Below are 17,884 nucleotides of genomic sequence, written 5' to 3'. Positions count from 1 at the left end.
CGGTAGGACGACCCCACATGACCGTCACCCTTGCCGAGATCGAGCTGGCGCTGGTCCGGCTCGATCTCGTCCACTCCTTCGAGACCAGCTCGCACCGCAAGTCGTACCTGGAGCACATCGTCGTCCGCGCGACCGCCGAGGACGGCAGCGTCGGCTGGGGCGAGTGCGCCTCGCCGACCGACCCGTACTACTGCGACGAGTCCACCTGGAGCTGCTGGCAGGTGCTGGGCCAGTACCTCGCCCCGATGCTGCTCGGCCGGCCCTGGGACCACCCCGACGACGCGGCCCGGCTCACCGCCAAGGTGAGCGGCAACCACTTCGCCCGCGCCGGCCTCGACATGGCCTGCTGGGACCTGTACGGGCAGCAACGCGGCGAGCCCCTGGCCGACGTGCTCGGCGCCGGCGCCGACGCGGTGCCCGCCGGGGTCAGCCTCGGCATCGAGCCGACGATCGACGCGCTGCTCGCGCAGGTCTCCCGGCACGTCGCCGACGGCTACCGCCGCGTCAAGCTGAAGATCCGTCCCGGCTGGGACCTCGAACCGGTCCGCGCCGTCCAGGCCGCCTTCCCCGGCGTCGCCCTCCAGGTGGACGCCAACACCGCCTACCGGCCCGAACAGGAGGCCGTACTGGCGGAGTTGGACGGCCGCGGCCTGCTGATGATCGAGCAGCCGTACGCCGCCTCCGACCTGCTCTCCCACGCCCGGCTCGCCGCCCGCCTGGACACCCCGGTGTGCCTGGACGAGTCGGTCACCACCCCGGACGTGCTGCGCACCGCGCTGCACCTGGGCGCGGCCGACGTCGTCAACATCAAGGTGTCCCGGCTCGGCGGGCTCGGCCCGTCGAAGACGGTGCACGACCTGTGCCTGGACGCCGGAGTGCCGGTGTGGTGCGGTGGCATGCACGAGTTCGGCATCGGCCGGGCCGCCAACCTGGCCCTCGCCGGGCTGCCCGGCTTCACCCTGCCCTCGGACGTCTCCGGCTCCGACAAGTACTACCGGCGGGACATCGTCACGCCGCCGATCCGCGCCGTGGACGGCATGGTCGCCGTGCCCCGCTCCCGGCCCGGCATCGGCCTCGACGTGGACCTCGGCCAACTGGGCCGGCACACCGTCCGCACCTGGACCATCCGTCCCCGCGCCCAACTCACCACCCCTGAGGGGAAAGCAGCATGAAGGTCCTGATCTCCGCCGACATGGAGGGCGTCACCGGCGTCACCTTCCCCGACGACTGCGAGCCCGGCCACGCCCGCTGGGAGTACAACCGGCAGTTCCTCACCGCCGACGTCAACGCCGCGATCGCCGGATTCGCCGCGGCCGGCGCCACCGAGATCCTCGTCAACGAGGCCCACTCCGACCAGCGCAACCTGCTCCTCGACCGGCTCGACACACGGGCCACGCTGCTGATCGGCACGCACAAGCCGCTCGGCATGATGGAGGGCGTCGACCGCTCCCCCGACGCGGTCGCCTTCGTCGGCTACCACACCGGCGCCGGCCAGCCCGGCGTGCTCGCCCACACCTATCTGCCCAACACCATCACCGCGGTGCGGATCAACGGCGAGCCTGCCTCCGAGGGCCGGATGAACGCGCTGCTCGCCGACGAGTACGGCGTCCCCGTAATCCTGGTCACCGGCGACGACCTGTGCTGCGAGGACGCCCGCGACTGGGCGCCGCACGCCGCCCACGCCGTGGTCAAGACCTGCGTGGACCGCTACTCCGCGATCTGCCTGCCGCCCGAGGTGAGCGCCGCCCGGATCACCGAGGCCGCCCGTGAGGGTCTCACCTCGCTGCCCGCGCCCACCGGCCCGCTCGCCCCGCCCGCCGACGGCTACACCTACGAGGTGTCCTTCGACGCCGCCCACCTGGCACCCGCCGCCAGCTACATCCCCGGCGTCGTCCAGACCGACCCGCTGACCGTACGGTTCACGCTGCCGACGATGTACGAGGCGATCCGCTGCTTCCGCGCACTGACCCGGGTGGTCACCTCGGCCGTGGAGAACTGCTATGGCTGAGCCCGCCGAACTCCTCGCCCTGGCCCGCACGTTCGGCGACCCGGTGCTCGAACGCTGGGAACGCCTGGTCGCGTTGGAGACTCCGTCCGGCGACGCGGACCGCGCCGCCGTGTTCGGCACAGAACTGGCCGCGGGCCTCGCCGCCACCGCCGACCGCGTCGAACGGCCGCCGGGACCGGGCGGCGACCACTTGGTGGCGTACTGGGACGGCCGCGGGACGCCGTCCCGGGACCACGATCCAGGCAACGGCCACACCCTCCTGGTGGCCCACAGCGACACCGTCTTCCCCGCCGGGACGGTCGCCCGGCGCCCCTTCAGGCTCGCCGAGGACGGCGACACGGTGACCGGCCCCGGGGTCTTCGACATGAAGGGCTCCCTGGTCGCCGTGGAACTGGCCATGGACCTGCTGGCCCGTACGGGGGCCACGCCCAGGCGTCCGGTACGCCTCGTGGTGGTCAACGACGAGGAGATCGGCAGCCCCGACGGAAGCCGCCTTGTGGCCGAGCACGCCGAGGGCGCCCACGCGGTGCTCGGCCTCGAACCGCCCCTGCCCGGCGGCGCGTTGAAAATCGGCCGACGCGGGGTGGCCCGGGTGCGGCTCAGCGTGCGCGGAGTGAGCGCCCACGCCGGCCTCGACGCCGCCCTCGGCGTCTCCGCGATCGACGAACTCGTCGACCAGCTCGCCGGGTTGCGGGCGACGGCCGCCGCCCTGCCCGACGCCGCGCTGAACGTCGGCACGATCACCGGCGGTACCCGTGCCAACGTGGTCGCCGACCACGCCGAGGCGGAGATCGGCCTGCGCTACGCCACCGCCGAGACCGAACGCGCCCTGCTGTCGGCCCTGTCGGAGCCGACCCCGGTACGGCGGCGGGCCGTCCTGTCCGCCGAGACGCTGTCCCACCGCCCGGCCTGGGCGATGGACCCGGCCAACCCCCTGGCGGCCGAACTGACCACGCTCGCCGCCGGCCTGGGCCTCGACCTGCCCCTCGGCTCCTCCGGCGGCGCGGGCGACACCAACCTCACCGGCTCACTCGGCATCCCGACGGTCGACGGCCTCGGCCCTGCGGGCGCCGGCGCCCATGGTGAGGACGAACACGCCTCGCTGGCCTCCCTGTTGGAGCGGGCGGCGCTCATAGCCACGTACCTGCAGAGCCACTGACCCTGCCTCAGCCGTTCACCACCCACTCTCCCCAAGGATCCCCATGCCCACCCTGCCCTCCGAGGGTCTCGTCCGCCCCGCCGCACCCAAGCCCGGTGACCGCGTCGCGGTCATCGCCGCCAGCGGACCGACCGACCAGGAGAACCTGGAGACCGGCCTGGAGTCGCTGCGCGGGCTCGGCCTCCAGCCCGAGGTGTTCGCCTCCGCGCGGGCGACCGGCGAATATCTCGCCGGAGACGACGCGCTGCGCGCCCGCGACCTGACCGCCGCCCTCACCGACCCCGCGTTCACGGCCGTCTTCTGCGCCAACGGCGGCTACGGCGCCCAGCGCACCCTGGAACTGGTCGACTGGGACGCCATCGGCACGCCCACCCCGCGTACCGTCATCGGATTCTCCGACGTCACGGCGCTGCTGGAGGCGGTGGCGGTGAAGCTGGGCTGGGCGGGCCTGTTCGGGCCGATGCCCGCCATCCGCGGCTTCCACCCCGGCCGCGCCGACTTCGACGGGCTCGCCGCACTGCTCACCGACCCGGCCTCCGTCAAGGAACTGCGCTTCCCCGACTCCCGCCCCCTGGTCGGCGGCACCGCGGAAGGCGTCACCCTGGGCGGCACGGTCACCCTGCTCGCCTGCTCGTTGGGCACCGACACCTCGCTGCCCGCGCGCGGCGGCATCGTCCTGCTGGAGGACGTGGACGAGGAGACCTTCCGGCTCGACCGGTTCCTCACCCAGCTCCGCCGCGCGGGATACTTCGACGGCGCGGCCGGCATCGTCTGCGGCACGTTCACCGACTGCGGTACACGCGAGCGCGTCGAGGAACTCCTCCACGACCGCCTCGGCGACCTCGGCATCCCGGTCCTGGCCCGCGCGGACATCGGCCACGGCGTGCCCCAGCAGACCTTCCCCATCGGCACCCGGGCCCGTCTCGACGCCGACGCGGGCGTCCTCACGTTCCTGGATCCCGTCCTCGCCTGAGTCGCCGGCACGCCGACGACACCGACCCTCCGGACACCGTTGCCAGGTTCATCGCCCCGCCCGGATTCCCGCCCGGATTCCCCGGGCGGGGCGGAAACCGAGCGGGAGGCCGTCGCGCGGGAACTGCCGTGCAGCCGCGGCTCCCCCGTGCCACGGGCCGGACCTGACATCGAGTCCGTATCCCGCGAGGAAAACCGAAGCCTCCGCGATCAAGCACCGGTTAATATCCGCCACATGCCCTGGATACGTCGTCGTGCGCGCAAGGATCGCCCGTCCGAAGAGCGCCTGTCCGACCTCGAGTTCCTCGCCCTCGTCAAGGCGAGCCTGGAGGAGTACGCGCCCGGTGTCACACAGGACGCCGAGCTCAAGGGCAATTCGCTGAGCAGCCCGAGCGGTTGGGCGGTGGGCGTGGCGCCGCCCCACCACGGCGGTGGCCGCCACTACGACCTCGTCGCGATGCCCGACGTGAGCCTCCAGCCGGATGTCCCCTGCTTCATGGACTGTGTCGTGGCGGTGTCCGGCGACGCCCGCAAGGCGGCAGACGTCTGGGTGCAGACGGCGGGCGCGTGCCTGCTCGAACTCCTCGACCCCCGCTCACGCTTCGCCGATCACCTGGAACCCGATGACGAGCGCGGCGTTCCGGGCTGGCACTCGATCGTCTCCGGCACGATCGCCTTCGGGCTCGACGGCGCCGAGAACCGGCGTCTGCAGACCGCTCTGCTCGACGCGAACGTGCTCCACCGCATCGCGGACAGCTTCACGGCGGAGCTGGAATCGCCGTACTTCAACGGGGTCAAGGTCTTCTACGGCGGCCGGCCGGGTGCGATGCAGGCCGAGATCCGGGTCAACGGGGAGCGCCACGAGGCGGCTTCGGCCGCCATGGCGGCACTGGAACTCCCCGAGCCGAAGGTGTTCACGGTCGCTCGCCACTACGCGCTGCTCTCCCCCCTCGCACCGTGAGCCGCGGCTCGGTCGACGGTCAGGCGTTCGCCGGACCGCGAGGGCCCATCCCCCTTGAGAGCTACAGGGACTGTCCATCCGGGGGTGACTCGCGGACGTCGACGCGTCCCTAGCGTGGTCGTCAGGTCGCCACCTTGCGACCACCACCACAAGGGGAGGCCACGATGGGCACGAGGTCCACCGCACCGCACGACACGGGCTCCGGCCCGTACGAGGAGGGCGACGACCGGGGCGGCCGTCTCGGCCGGATCGTCCGGTCTCCGCTCGGCTGGATGCTGACGGGCATCGTCGGGGTCGGCCTGGTCTCGGGCCTGACCGCGACGGGCCCCGGTCCGGTGCCGGCGCTGGGAGCGGCCGCCGCGGTGGCCGTGTACTGGGCGGTCATGCGCTTCGTCGCACGACGGTCCACGCCGGAGATCGCCCGGAGCGGGGCCGGCCGGGAGGCCTTGCTCGGCGGCGGGGTCGGTCTGGGCTTCATCCTCGTGTCCACACTGCTGATCACGGTTTTCGGGGGCTACTCGTTCTCCTGGGCGGGCAACGGCCTCGTGTCGGTCGTGTGGTCCGCGGTCATGGTGCAGATCGGCGCCGCGGTCACCGAGGAACTGCTGTTCCGCGGCCTCGCCTTGCAGGCTCTGGAGCGGTTGTGGGGCAGCCGCGCGGCCATCGCGATCACCGGGCTGTTCTTCGGCGTCGCCCATCTGGGGGCTCCGGGAGCCAACGCGTGGAGTGCGGTGGCGATAGCTCTGGAGGCGGGCGTGATGCTCGGTGCCGCGTTCCTGTGGCGACGTAGCATCTGGTTCGTCGCGGGCCTGCACTTCGCCTGGAACACCGCCGAGCAACTGCTCGGCATCCCGGTCTCCGGACACACGCCCGAGGGTCTCTTCACCGTCCACGTCCATGGCTCCGCCCTGCTGAACGGCGGCGGCTTCGGCTTGGAGACGTCGATCGTGCCCGTCGTCCTCAGCGTGCTGATCACCGTCCGGATGATCGTCCTCGCCCGCCGGAACGGCGGTCCGCTGTCGCGACGTCAGTCTCAGCGGTGAGCAAGTCCGGTCGGAGGAAGAGGAGATGATGTCCCGTCAGGCACCCTGGGGTCCCCCGCTGCTCCGGACTCCACTCGGCTGGTGGAGTGCGCGCGACGCCTCGGTCAAGGACGGCGTCCTTGCGCTGACGCTCACTCTGCTGGCCTTCGTGCCGACCTTGTCGAACATCGGCGGGCAGATAGGCGATCTGCCCGAGCGGCCGGCGAGCGCCCTGGGCATCGGACTGACCCTGGCTCAGACCCTGCCGCCGGCGGCCCGCCGCCGGTGGCCTGCGGCCTGTCTGGCCGTCGTCGCCGGCGCGTTCGCCCTGCACCAGGCGCTGGGCTTCGCCACGACGTTCGGGAGTGTGGGGCTGTATCTCGCCCTGTATTCCACCGGGGCCCATCAGGTCGGCCTCCGCCGCGCCGTGACCGTCGCGGCGAGTGCGGCCTACGCCGTACTGGCCGTCGTCCTGCACCAGCTCGGCTCACCGCAGCGGATCCCGGACTACCTCGCCTTCTATCTGACGCTGGCCGCGATCTGGCTGGTGGGAAGTGCCGTGCGGACGCGGCGGGGAGAAGAGGCGGAGCGGCGGCGGCTGGCCGCCGAGGTGGCCACGGCCGCCGAGCGGGCACGCATCGCCCGCGAACTGCACGACGTGGTCACCCACCACGTGACGGCCATGGTGGTCCAGTCCGACGCGGCGCAGTTCCTGCTCACGTCCGCGCCGGAACGGGCCGCGGAGGGAATGGCGGCCGTCAGCGACACCGGCCGCCGGGCCCTGACGGAACTGCGGTACCTGCTCGGCGTGCTGGAGGCGACCGGTGAGTCAGCGGTCGCCGGGTCGGCGCACGCTGACCGGGCCCCGGCCCTGGGACGGGTGGTGGACCTGGTCGAACAGGCCCGCAGGTCGGGTCAGCGGGTCGAGTTCAGTGAGCACGGCGAGCGGCGGACGCGGTCGGTGGACGTGGAGCTGGCCGCGTACCGCGTGGTGCAGGAGGCGCTCACCAACGCGATGAAGCACGCGTCCGAGCAGATGACCCACGTCCTGGTCCGGCACCGCGAGGAGCACGTCGAGATCGAGGTGACGACCGACGCACCCGCCGCCTCCCCGGCGACCGAACCGATCCCGAGCGTGCCCGGTCCGGCGGGCGGACGCGGTCTGGCCGGGCTGCGTGCACGGGTGTCGATGCTCGATGGTGAACTGGAGGCCGGACCCCGGCCCGAGGGCGGGTTCGAGGTCCGTGCAACGATTCCGTCGAAGCCCGTTCAGGAGTGACCCCGTGAGCGACGCGCCGCAGCCCATCCGTGTACTCGTGTGCGACGACCAGGCATTGGTGCGGACCGGCTACGTCACCATCTTCTCCGCGCAGCCCGACATCGAGGTCGTCGGGGAGGCCGAGAACGGGCACGCGGCGGTGGAGGCCGCGCGGCGGCTGCGGCCCGACGTGGTGGTGATGGACATCCGGATGCCCCTGCTCGACGGCATCCAGGCGACCCGGCAACTGGCCGGTCCCGATGCCGGGGTCCCGCCGAAGGTGCTGGTCGTCACCACGTTCAACGTCGACGCCTACGTCTACGACGCGCTGCGGGCCGGAGCCAGCGGCTTCCTCCTCAAGGACGCGCCTCCCGCGGAGCTGGTGAACGGGATCCGTACGGTCGCCCGGGGCGAGGCCCTGCTGGCGCCCGCCGTCACCCGCCACCTCATCGGTCACTTCGCCGAACACCTGCGTCCGGCCGAGACCTCCCGGTCGGCGGCCAGGGACGACCTCGTGCGCGCGCTGACCCCCCGCGAGCTGGACGTGCTCGGGCAGATCGCGGAGGGGCTGTCGAACGCGGAGATCGCCGCGGCGCTGTTCATCACCCCCGAGACGGTCAAGACGTACGTCTCGCGGATCCTGGCCAAACTCGGCCTGCGCGACCGGGTCCAGGCGGTGGTCCTCGCCTACCGGGTCGGGCTGATCCCGGCGGAGGACTGACGGGAGCCGCCACTGCCGTACCGGGCCGGGACCGAGCGGCGCACCAGCACGACGTGACGCTTCAGCCGAGGATCGCGTCGCGCCCCGGCAGCGGCCAGCCCGTGTAGGCCTCGGCGAGGTAGGTCCGCCCGGCCTCCGACTCCACCACCGTGCGCAGCTCGCCGAGTTGACGCCGGCGCTCGAAGGCGTCGGCCTCGGGCCGGAGGTGCAGCATGCTCGTCATCCACCAGGAGAAGTGCTGCGCCTTCCAGATGCGGTCCTGGGCCGCCTCGGGGAACGCGTCGAGCAGCGTCTCGTCCCGGTCCAGCAGCAGGGCGCGCAGTGCCTCGGTCAGCAGGACGACGTCCGCGACCGCGAGGTTCATGCCCTTGGCTCCCGTGGGCGGCACGGTGTGCGCCGCGTCCCCCACCAGCACGACCCGGCCGCGACGCATCTCGTGGGCGACGAAGCTGCGGAACCGCAGTACGTCCCGCTGGAAGATCCGGCCCTCGCGGAGTGCCGCGCCGGGGACCCGCGCCCGCAGGAGCTCCCACAGCCGCTCCTCCGAGTACGCCTCGGGGTCGGTCCGCGGATCGCACTGGAAGTACATCCGCTGCACCTCGGGGCTGCGCCGGCTGACCAGCGCGAAACCGTTCGGGGAGTTGCTGTAGATCAGCTCCTCGGCGCTCGGCGGCGCCTCGCACAGGATGCCGAACCAGGCGAACGGGTACTCCCGGAAGTAGCCGCCGAGAGCCCCGGTGACTGCTTCCCGGGCCACACCGCGGGAGCCGTCGGCGCCGACCACCACGTCGGCCTCGATCTCGACCGAGTTGCCGTCGCTGTCCTTGGCGACGACCCGCGGCCGGGCTGTCCCGGCGTCCTCCACCCGCTCCGCGGTCACCCCGAAGCGAAGGTCCTGGCCGGCGGCCAGACGCGCCGCGACCAGGTCCTTCAGCACCTCGTGCTGCGGATACAGCCACACCCCGCGGCCGACCGTGGCGGCGAAGTCGACGCGGTGGCGCTCGCCGCCGAAGCGCAGCTCGATCCCCTCGTGCTTCTGACCGACCGTGAGCACGCGGTCCGACGCGCCCGTCTCGCTGAGGATCTCCACCGTGCCCTGCTCCAGGATCCCGGCCCGGATCGTGGTCTCGATCTGCGCCCGGCTGCGGGAGTCCAGGACGACCGACTCGATCCCGTGTCGGTCGAGCAGGTGGGACAGCAGCAGACCGGCGGGGCCTGCGCCGATGATGGCGACGCGGGTGCGTTCGGACATGTCGTCTCCTTCGACGCGTGTCGGGATGCACGGAGTCTGTCGTCGGCGGCCCCGGCCTTTCGACGCCGATTCCCGTTCAACGGGAAGCGGATTTTCGTCAGACCTTCGTCGACCGGCGGCACAAGGCACTTGAGGTCGTCCTGCCGCGGCGGCGCACGTCGTCCCGCCCCGGTCGCGCGCCAGGGCGTGCCGCGAAGTCCCGCCCGGCGGGCGGACGACGCGACCTCGCGGACCCGCTCTAGGACCGGTGCGCGCCCAGCGCCGCCGAGATGCCGGCCGCCGCGGCCCGCAGCTCTTCGACCGCGGGCCGGGGCGGTGTGTCCCGCGGGAGTACGGCCGACAGTGCGGCGATCACCGGCCCGCGCCCTTCGCGCACCGGCACCGCGACGCCTGTGGAGACCGTCTCCACGGATCCCGGTGCCACCACGAACCCGTCCCGCCTGATGCCGGCCAGGACGGCGCCCAACCGCTTCGGATCCGTCACGGTGTCCCGCGAAACCGCCTCCAACGGGCCCCGGAGGACCCGCTGGCGCAGCTCCTCGGGACCGAACGCGAGCAGGACGAGGCCCGACGACGAGGCGTGCAGGGGCAGTCGGCCCGCGATCCGGGTGATGTTCGCACCGGCGCGCGGATGGGACAGCCGCTCGACGAACAGGGCCTCGTCGTGCTCCAGTACCGCCAGTTGGGTGTGCTCCCCGATCCGGGACTGGACCCGCTCCATGTACGGCAGGGCCGTCTGCCGCAGCCGCAGGGCACGGGAGCCGCGCAAGGCCAGTTCCCACAGCCGCATGCCCAGCCTCACCCGATGCTCCGCGTCCTTCTCCAGGAGCCCGCACTCGACCAGTTCGGAGACGATGCGGTACGCGGTGGACGAGGGCAGCCTCGCGCGCCGCGCGATCTCCGCCGAGGTCTGCACCGTACGGTCCGTGTCGAACGTCTCCAGGACGCGGACGATCCGCTCGGCCACCGTCTCCCCGGACGTCGAGTTCGCCATCGTCTGTCCTCACTCCTGGTCCGTTCTCGCGCCAAACCCGCTGGCTCGTCTCCGAGTTGGAAGCGGACAGGGTCGGTGCGCGCCGCGCCTCAGTCCTCGACGAGGGCGTCCACCACGGCCTTGGCGACGCGGGCGGCCCGCTCGGCCGTCCAGTAGGCGGGCTCCTCCATGGAGGAGACGTGGTAGCCGCGGGTCAGCAGCGACAGGACGTCGGCGGCGAGGGCCGCGTCGGGTACTCCCGCGGCGAGGGCGGCGTCGAGGAACTCCTGGCGTGCTTAGCGGGGTTCCCGCCGGTCGACGCCCGTTGTATCACAGGCTGTTCCGTGGGCGACCGGACGGGCGCGGACCGACTGCGCGCCACCGTGGAATGACACCTCAGCACGGAGCCCGAGGATCTGCTTCTGCGCACGGCGTGGGTCGAGATGCTTTCCTCGGCGCACGTCGACCCGGCTCTCCGGAGCGCCTACGGCACTGCTCCGACCGGCACCGACATGGCCGCGCCCTCCATGGCGTCGGCGGGCACCTTCGCCTCGGAGTGACGCAGGTCGAGCACGATGAGGACCGCCGCGGCGACGACGAGATAGATCAGCAGGTTGATCAGTGCCTGGCTGGTTCCGTGGCCGTCGAAGTAGATGGTGCGGTGCAACAGGATGTACCCGTTGCGCGGCGGCAGATACGGCCCGAGGTCACGCCAGAAGGCGGGCAGGTACGGCACCCCGCTCGCGCCACCGGAGGACGGGTTGCCCAGCAGGATGATCACGATGACCGTCACGAGGGTGCCGATGGGTCCCAGCAACTTCTGCAGGACCGCGGCGACGAAGGCCACCACGGCGACGATCAGTGAGGCGATGGGCCAGGTGATCCAGAACTTGCTGCTGGGAAATCCCTGGAGCCAGTAACAGACGATCAGGTCGATGACCAGACCGCTGATCACGGCGAACCCGGCGAGCTGGGCGGCCCGCCAGCGGCCGGCCGCCCTTCCGGTGGCGGCCATGAGCAGGGTGGAGGACATGTATCCGCCGATGAGCAGCGGAACGAGCATGAGTGCCTGGACCAGGCCGAACGGGTCCTTGGGCACCAGCGGAAGCGGCGCGTACTGCTCGACCTTCAGTTTCTGCCCGGTGCCACGGGCCGCCTCCTCGAACCGGACCGCGAGGTCGAGGGGCGCCAGGTCGCTCATGGACGGCACCACGATCAAGGTGTTCGTCCCGCCCGACGAGACCAGCGCGCCGAAGACGCGGGCCTCGTCCATGGCGGACTTCGCCGCGGCCTCGTCCGGGTACCGGGTGACCTTCAGGGAGATCTTCTTCTGGGCCTCGGTCAGCACGGGCGACGAGCCGACCGCCCCGAACGGCATGTCGGAGGCCTTGGGGGCGTGTCCGGCGCTCATGTAGGTGGTGGCGAACAGGCACTGCATGACTGCGCAGATGCCGAGTGCCACGACCATCCCGATCACGGCACGGCGGCGGCTGGGCGCGCTCGCCGCGGCACCGGGGGCCGACGAGGTCTCCGTACCGCCTGCCGCGGAGGCCGACCTGGCGGGGCGGATGCGGCCGAACCAGGCGATGACGGCCGTTCCGGCGGCGGCGTACAGGAACAGCACGACCAGCGGGGTCGAGATGTCGTTCCCGCCGAAGTACAGCACGCGGTTGACCAGGGTGACCGCGCTCTGCGGCGGCAGGACCACGCCGATGTTGCGCCAGTAGACAGGCAGCAGGTACGTGCCCAGTCCCCCTGCGGGCGGACCGCCGACGGCGATGAACAGCACCGCCACCAGGAGCGTGCCCCATTTGCCCGCCAGCGCCTGCATCGCGGCGGCCGCCAGCGCCACCGCCGAGGTGATGAGCCAGAAGCACGGCAGCAGCGGCCAGAAGTGGCTGCTGGAGTACGCGCCGATCCCCAGGCCGGCGATCAGATCGGTCAGCAGCGCACCCACCAGGGCGTACCCGATCAGGATGGCCGCCCGCCACGGCGCCGCGGCCACGCCGTGGGCCGCCTTGAAGACGAACACGGCGGCCAGATAACCGCCGATCAGCAGGGGCAGCAGCAGCAGGGACGTCACCGCGCCGATCGGGTCGCTGGAGGCGAGGGGCGCGACCTGCTGCACGGTGACGGGCCGGTGCAGTTTGTGCGCGGCGGCCACGAACGCCGGCTCCAGCTCGGTCTGGGCGAAGAAGCTCTTGGCCGGGACCACGACCAGGGTGTCGGACGCACTCGTGCTGAGGTACGCGCCGTACAGCTCGCCCCGACGCGCCGCCTCCATGACCGCCGACTCGTTCGGATAGGAGGTCAGGTCGAGTCCGGCTCGGGAGGCCACCTCGGCGACCACGGGAGAGGGCGGTCCGGAGACGCCGAAGGGCATGTTCCGCGGCACCAGGAGCTGTTGGGCGCTGACGAGGCACAAGGCCAGCAAGGCCTGGGCGACAAGCACCACGGCCAACGGGACGACGATCTTCAGGACGCCGCCGCGCCCCTGCGCGGCGGGAGCCGCCTGGGCCGGTCGCCTCGCCATCGCGCTCCTCCGTCAGCATTCGCGGCCCGGACGCGCTCGGCGGTCCGGGTCTCCTTCCCCCGGCAATCACCACACGGGCTCGATCGTGCGGCAACTCGGAGGGCTCCGACGGATGAAGCGGCTACGCCAAGGGGAACGCCGTGGTGCGCGTCCGCGCCCGCGCACAGGTATGAGGAGACGATCGGCAGGCGGGCGGGCGGAGAGTGAACGCCATGCAGGCGGAGTTCACGGAACGGTCGCCCGTACCGCCCGGCCTTCGGCGGCCGGGGCCAGCAGGACCAGGGTGTCCCCCCGGTCGGGCCGCGGGGCGTTGTCCTCGGTGACGGGCTCCAGCCGGTGGCCCGGGCGCACCACGAACAGCAGGTCGCTGTCGGCGGGGACGCCGTCCTCGGCGGGGACCGCCACGATGGTGCTGCCCTCCTGGTGCCTGCGGGCGAGGGCGGGACCCGTCAGATGCGGCCCGAACAGAATCTCGCCGCCGCGGTAGGGATCCACCGCGCCATGGCTGCCCTGCGCCGCGCCCACGCGCAGGACCGGTCCCTCGACACCGCCGTGCAGCACCGCCGTCGCCAGGGCGTTGAAGTCGTCCTCGCCGGTGAGGAGGAACACGCCGGTGATTCCTTCCAGCTCCGCGCCGGAGCCGGTGGCGTTGCCCAGCATGGCGCCCGGCGCGATCTCGAGTCCGGCTCGCCGGATGCGGTCGCGCTGCTCGTCGCGGCCGGCCCACATCAGCACCTCCATCCCGGTGGATCTCAGGGTCGCGCCGAGGTCGAGGACCCATGGGTCGCCGCCGACCAGGAGCGGGCGTGAACGGGACGGGCGTTTCACCCGCAGCAGCCGGGCCACGGGGGCCGCCGTGAGTCCGTAGAGGGTGACGGTGGCGACGATGACGACGAAGGTCGCCGGAAGGATCTTGGCCGCGCCGTCGATGTGATCGGCCACGAGCGCCGAGGTGAAGGTGGAGGCGGTGGCGGCCGCCACGATCCCGCGTGGCGCCATCCATCCGATGAAACACCGCTCGCCCCGGGACAGGTCGGTGCCGAAGGTGCACATCGCGACGACGAGGGGCCGGACGACGACGACCAGGAAGGCCGCCAACCCGAGTGCGGGCAGGCCCACATGGTCGAGCGAGGCGGGGGTGACGGTGGCCGAGATCGACGTGAAGAGCAGCCCGATGATGAGGCTGACCAGTGTCTCGAAGAACTGGCGGCGGACGGGGATGTCGATGCGGGAGATGTTGGCCACCGACAGGCCCATCAGCACGGCGGCGATGAGTCCCGAGTCGTCGCGCAGGATGTCGCAGCCGGCCGCCACACCGATCACGGCGGCGAGTTGGGCCGCGGTGCCGAGCACCTCTCCGGGCCGCACCACGCGGAACAGTGCCCACAGCGCGGCCGCCCCGACCACGCCTCCGGCCACGCCCGTGCCCACGCTGGCCGCGAAGTGCGCGATCCCGCCGGACGCGGTGGGCTGGGTGCTGGCGTCGACGGCGTGGAAGACGACGGCGCCGAGGATGCCGCCGACGGGGTCGATGAGGGAGCCCTCCCACACGAGGATGTGCAGAAGGCGGTCCTTGGGGCGGACGATGCCGAGCAGCGGCCCCACGACGGTGGGGCCCGAGACCACCAGGACGGCGCCCAGCGTGATGGCCGCCTGGTGGGACATGCTCAGCAGCGGAATGGCGAGCGCGGCGCCGAGCAGGCAGGTGGCGGGGACGCCGAGCCAGATCAGGCGGGTGACGACCGTGCGGTTGTGGCCCCTGAACCTGTTCAGGTCCAGGCCGAGGCCGGCGTCGTAGAGGATCACGGCGACGCCCAGGGTCACCAGCGGGGAGAAGGCCGGGCCGAGCAGTTGCTGGGGGTTGACGTCGTCGATCAGCGCTCCGGCCGCGAACCCGACCGGGAGCATGACGATCAGCGAGGGGATGCGCAGGACGCTGGCCAGCAACTGTGATCCGACGGCGAAGACCATGATCAGGGCCACGCCGGTGAGCACGTCATCCGTCGTCACGAACAGTCCTTCTCTCGGGAAGCCGCGGGAGCGGTGGCGCGTCAGGTGGTCGACGCCCGGCCGCGCAGGCCGATCCGCCGCCACAGGGCTCGCTGGAACGTGAGCGTCACGACGCCGACGACGATCAGCAGCAGGATGTTGAGCAGCAGTTGGAGGAACGAACCGCGGGCCTCGCTCCAACTGGAGTACGCGAGGGCGACCCCCATGTCGGCGGCGGCGGGGATGGTGGTGACCGAGATGAAGACGCCGAGCAGGGCGGTCGTCCTGGCCTGCGTCAGCGAGACGATCCCGACGATTCCGGCCAGTACGGCGACGGCCGCGGAGAAGAAGCCCGGAGTGTCGATCAGGGTGGTGACCGGTCTGACGCCCAGCCCGAACAGTCTCGGTGTGAGGCCCAGGCCCCTGACCGCCCAGGAGAACAGGAACGTCGCCAGGACGGCCAGCGCGAATCCCCTGGTCAGGGCGAGCAGTCCCTGGCGGACCCTGGCACCGTTGCGGCGGTCGATGCCCAGCGCGACGCTGGCGACGGCGCCGTACTCGGGCCCCACGACCATCGCCGCGACGATCAGGATCTGCGAGTTGGTCAGGATGCCGACCGCCCCGATCACCCCGGCGATCACGAGGTAGAGGTAGAAGCTGGGGCCGTACGTGCCCTCCGCGCGGATGCGCGCCTCGACCTCTTCCCACACCGGCGTGTGCGCCAGCGGCCCCAGCCGGCGCTGCTCGGCCTCGGCGGCCTTGTCGGAGAACGCCGTGTCGACGGGTTCGATGACGATGGATCCGCGGGAGTCGATCTCCAGGGCGCGCAGGCCGCGCAGCACGGTGCTCGCGTCTCCGGCCAGCACGTCGCACTGGATGGCGTCGCCCGCCGGGTTGCGGGCCTCGCCGGAGAGCACGAGGTTGAACACACAGCGGTCGTCGGAGAGGAGCTCGACGGTCCGGGGCGTGAGGTCGGGCGGGCTCACCAGTCGAACGTGGATCAGGTCCAAGGCCAGTCTCCCAGCTCTGCCGACGGTGGGGCCGGGTGCTGTGGACCAGGGCCGGCATGCACTTTCAGTGACGGATCGGGACAAAAAGTAGCAGCGATGGTCGGTGATTCACCGCTTCGGCGGCGTGTGGCGATGCCGCGACCAGGGACGGATAGTGGAAGCGGACGTACAAGGGGGTTGCTCGGGGAGACAGTGGAGTGACCGGATGGACCGCTATCCGCCCATCGCCGATCACGGCCTCGTCGGCGATCTGCAGACCGCCGCGCTCGTTTCCTCCCAGGGCGTGGTCGACTGGTTCGCGGCACCACGCTTCGATTCGCCCAGCATCTTCGCCGCCCTGCTCGACCACGACGGCGGCGGGCACTTCCGTATCGCTCCCGAGCATCCCGATCTCGCCTGCAAGCAGCTCTACTATCCGGACACCGCGATCCTGGTCACGCGGTTCATGTCGCCGGACGGCGTGGGTGAGGTCGTCGACTTCATGCCTCCCGACCGGACCCGTACACCGACCGACCGGCACCAGCTCATCCGTCTGGTACGGGCGGTCCGGGGAACGGTCGAGTTCTCCCTGGAGTGCCGGCCGCGCTTCGACTACGGCCGCGCCGAGCACCGGCTCGACGTCGACGGGAGCGGTGCCCGGTTCCACGCGCCGGGCACGGAGGCGTTCCTCCAGGCGACGTTCCCCCTGGAGGCGGACGGCCAGGACGTGCGCGGCACCGTCCGTCTCGACGCGGGGCAGAGCGCCGGGGCGGTGTTCACGGTCTGCGCCCCGGGCGGCAGCCCACCCGACCCCCTCACCATCGGTGCCGTCCACGAGCGGCTCACCGAGGTCACCCGGTTCTGGCACGCCTGGCTGCGCCAGTCCCGCTACCGGGGCCGCTGGCCGGAGCTGGTGCACCGCTCGGTGATCACCCTGAAGCTGCTGACGTACGCGCCGACCGGCGCGCTGGTGGCGGCCGCCACCATGGGCCTGCCCGAGCAGGTGGGCGGGGAGCGCAACTGGGACTACCGCTTCACCTGGATCCGCGACGGTTCGCTGTCCGTGCGGGCCATGCTCGACCTCGGCTTCGTCGAGGAGGCCACGGCCTTCGTGCACTGGCTGGTCGAGCGGCTGCGCGAGCGCGAGGGCAAGGAGGACGAACCGCTGCAGACGATGTACCGCATCGACGGCAGCCCCGACCTCCCCGAGGAGAGCCTCGAACACTTCGAGGGTTACCGCGGATCCGCGCCCGTGCGCATCGGCAACGGCGCCGCCGACCAGCTCCAGCTCGACATCTACGGCGAGGCGGTCTACGCCCTGTCCCAGGGGCGCGAGATCGAGGCGCAGTCGTCGTACGAGGGGTGGGAGACCTTCGCCAAGACACTGGACTGGCTGGCGGATCACTGGGACCGGCCGGACGAGGGGATCTGGGAGACCCGCGGCGGCCGCCAGGACTTCACGTACAGCCGGGTGATGTGCTGGGCGGCCTTCGACCACGGCCTGGCCCTGGCCGACCACTGGCGCAGACCGGCCGACATCGACAAGTGGCGCGCCGCCCGCGACGCCGTCTTCAAGCAGGTCATGGACCGCGGCTGGAGCGACAAGGAACGCGCGTTCATCCAGCACTACGACGGTGACGTGCTGGACGCCTCGCTGCTGCTGATGCCGAGGGTCGGCTTCCTGGGCTCCAGGGATCCGCGGTGGCTGTCCACGCTGGACGCCATGGACCGTACGCTGGTCTCCGACAGCCTCGTCTACCGCTACGACCCCGCCGCCTCCCCCGACGGCCTGCGCGGTTCGGAAGGCACCTTCAGCCTGTGCACCTTCCTGTACGTCGACGCCCTGGCGCGTGCGGGTCGGCTGGAGCAAGCCCGGTACACCTTCGAGAAGATGCAGACGTACGCGAACCATGTGGGCCTGTTCTCCGAGGAGATCGGCCCCAGCGGAGAGCAACTGGGCAACTTCCCGCAGGCGTTCACCCACCTCGCGCTCATCATGGCGGCGAGCACGCTCGACGACGCCCTCGACGCAGAGCACGGGCGCTGA

General features: G+C 71.9%; 14 protein-coding genes. 9 read left to right on the top strand and 5 right to left on the bottom strand.

Annotated features, from left to right (window positions below; all coding sequences use genetic code 11):
- Window positions 1–17: 17 nt before the first annotated feature.
- The 8 genes from menC (at window position 18) to ACZ4TO_RS17610 (ending at window position 8,101) form a co-directional block, all read left to right on the top strand.
- Entirely contained in the window at window positions 18–1,172 is a 1,155-nt protein-coding gene (gene menC, locus ACZ4TO_RS17645; RefSeq protein WP_468024637.1) for an o-succinylbenzoate synthase, read from the top strand.
- Window positions 1,169–2,008 (top strand): M55 family metallopeptidase, encoded by an 840-nt coding sequence (locus ACZ4TO_RS17640; protein ID WP_468024636.1) that lies wholly within the window; start codon window positions 1,169–1,171, stop codon window positions 2,006–2,008. The genes menC and ACZ4TO_RS17640 overlap by 4 nt, the downstream gene beginning before the upstream one ends.
- The gene (locus tag ACZ4TO_RS17635) at window positions 2,001–3,167 is read left to right on the top strand and encodes a M20/M25/M40 family metallo-hydrolase (protein ID WP_468024635.1); all 1,167 of its coding nucleotides are present in this window, start codon (window positions 2,001–2,003) and stop codon (window positions 3,165–3,167) included. The genes ACZ4TO_RS17640 and ACZ4TO_RS17635 overlap by 8 nt, the downstream gene beginning before the upstream one ends.
- Before the next feature lie 43 nt (window positions 3,168–3,210).
- Window positions 3,211–4,140 (top strand): S66 peptidase family protein, encoded by a 930-nt coding sequence (locus ACZ4TO_RS17630; RefSeq protein ID WP_468024634.1) that lies wholly within the window; start codon window positions 3,211–3,213, stop codon window positions 4,138–4,140.
- 234 nt (window positions 4,141–4,374) lie between these two features.
- Window positions 4,375–5,100, top strand: a complete 726-nt coding sequence (locus tag ACZ4TO_RS17625; protein WP_468024633.1) for a DUF6348 family protein — start codon at window positions 4,375–4,377, stop codon at window positions 5,098–5,100.
- Window positions 5,101–5,264: 164 nt separating this feature from the next.
- Window positions 5,265–6,143: a lysostaphin resistance A-like protein gene (locus ACZ4TO_RS17620; RefSeq protein WP_468024632.1), complete on the top strand. Its 879-nt coding sequence runs from the start codon at window positions 5,265–5,267 to the stop codon at window positions 6,141–6,143.
- 25 nt (window positions 6,144–6,168) lie between these two features.
- Window positions 6,169–7,401, top strand: a complete 1,233-nt coding sequence (locus ACZ4TO_RS17615; protein ID WP_468024631.1) for a sensor histidine kinase — start codon at window positions 6,169–6,171, stop codon at window positions 7,399–7,401.
- Between the two features lie 4 nt (window positions 7,402–7,405).
- Window positions 7,406–8,101 (top strand): response regulator, encoded by a 696-nt coding sequence (locus ACZ4TO_RS17610; protein WP_468024630.1) that lies wholly within the window; start codon window positions 7,406–7,408, stop codon window positions 8,099–8,101.
- A 61-nt stretch (window positions 8,102–8,162) separates the two neighbouring features.
- On the opposite strand, the gene ACZ4TO_RS17605 is transcribed toward ACZ4TO_RS17610, so the two are convergent.
- The 5 genes from ACZ4TO_RS17605 to ACZ4TO_RS17585 all read right to left on the bottom strand — a co-directional run bounded on the left by ACZ4TO_RS17605 (window position 8,163) and on the right by ACZ4TO_RS17585 (window position 15,858).
- Window positions 8,163–9,353 carry a 4-hydroxybenzoate 3-monooxygenase gene (locus ACZ4TO_RS17605; RefSeq protein WP_468024629.1) on the bottom strand — a complete coding sequence of 397 codons (1,191 nt, stop codon included), beginning with the start codon at window positions 9,351–9,353 and terminating at the stop codon, window positions 8,163–8,165.
- 238 nt (window positions 9,354–9,591) lie between these two features.
- Window positions 9,592–10,347, bottom strand: a complete 756-nt coding sequence (locus tag ACZ4TO_RS17600) for an IclR family transcriptional regulator (RefSeq protein WP_468024628.1) — start codon at window positions 10,345–10,347, stop codon at window positions 9,592–9,594.
- A 463-nt stretch (window positions 10,348–10,810) separates the two neighbouring features.
- Window positions 10,811–12,859: a hypothetical protein gene (locus ACZ4TO_RS17595; protein ID WP_468024627.1), complete on the bottom strand. Its 2,049-nt coding sequence runs from the start codon at window positions 12,857–12,859 to the stop codon at window positions 10,811–10,813.
- 225 nt (window positions 12,860–13,084) lie between these two features.
- Complete coding sequence (locus tag ACZ4TO_RS17590) at window positions 13,085–14,869, bottom strand: cation:proton antiporter (RefSeq protein WP_468024626.1); 1,785 nt, start codon at window positions 14,867–14,869, stop codon at window positions 13,085–13,087.
- 41 nt (window positions 14,870–14,910) lie between these two features.
- Window positions 14,911–15,858: a DUF389 domain-containing protein gene (locus ACZ4TO_RS17585; protein ID WP_382786192.1), complete on the bottom strand. Its 948-nt coding sequence runs from the start codon at window positions 15,856–15,858 to the stop codon at window positions 14,911–14,913.
- Between the two features lie 205 nt (window positions 15,859–16,063).
- Between ACZ4TO_RS17585 and ACZ4TO_RS17580 the strand changes: the two genes are divergently transcribed.
- Window positions 16,064–17,884 (top strand): glycoside hydrolase family 15 protein, encoded by a 1,821-nt coding sequence (locus tag ACZ4TO_RS17580; protein ID WP_468024625.1) that lies wholly within the window; start codon window positions 16,064–16,066, stop codon window positions 17,882–17,884.

Source organism: Streptomyces sp. NPDC028298 (assembly GCF_055565895.1).
This window is presented reverse-complemented; position numbering and strand designations above follow the sequence as displayed.

Coding starts and splice junctions, on each gene's coding strand:
- ACZ4TO_RS17635 (WP_468024635.1), top strand. CDS start 2,001: ATGGCTGAGCCCGCCGAACTCCTCGCCCTGGCCCGCACGTTCGGCGAC.
- ACZ4TO_RS17625 (WP_468024633.1), top strand. CDS start 4,375: ATGCCCTGGATACGTCGTCGTGCGCGCAAGGATCGCCCGTCCGAAGAG.
- ACZ4TO_RS17600 (WP_468024628.1), bottom strand. CDS start 10,347: ATGGCGAACTCGACGTCCGGGGAGACGGTGGCCGAGCGGATCGTCCGC.
- ACZ4TO_RS17605 (WP_468024629.1), bottom strand. CDS start 9,353: ATGTCCGAACGCACCCGCGTCGCCATCATCGGCGCAGGCCCCGCCGGT.
- ACZ4TO_RS17595 (WP_468024627.1), bottom strand. CDS start 12,859: ATGGCGAGGCGACCGGCCCAGGCGGCTCCCGCCGCGCAGGGGCGCGGC.
- ACZ4TO_RS17620 (WP_468024632.1), top strand. CDS start 5,265: ATGGGCACGAGGTCCACCGCACCGCACGACACGGGCTCCGGCCCGTAC.
- ACZ4TO_RS17630 (WP_468024634.1), top strand. CDS start 3,211: ATGCCCACCCTGCCCTCCGAGGGTCTCGTCCGCCCCGCCGCACCCAAG.
- ACZ4TO_RS17640 (WP_468024636.1), top strand. CDS start 1,169: ATGAAGGTCCTGATCTCCGCCGACATGGAGGGCGTCACCGGCGTCACC.
- ACZ4TO_RS17615 (WP_468024631.1), top strand. CDS start 6,169: ATGATGTCCCGTCAGGCACCCTGGGGTCCCCCGCTGCTCCGGACTCCA.
- menC (WP_468024637.1), top strand. CDS start 18: ATGACCGTCACCCTTGCCGAGATCGAGCTGGCGCTGGTCCGGCTCGAT.
- ACZ4TO_RS17580 (WP_468024625.1), top strand. CDS start 16,064: ATGGACCGCTATCCGCCCATCGCCGATCACGGCCTCGTCGGCGATCTG.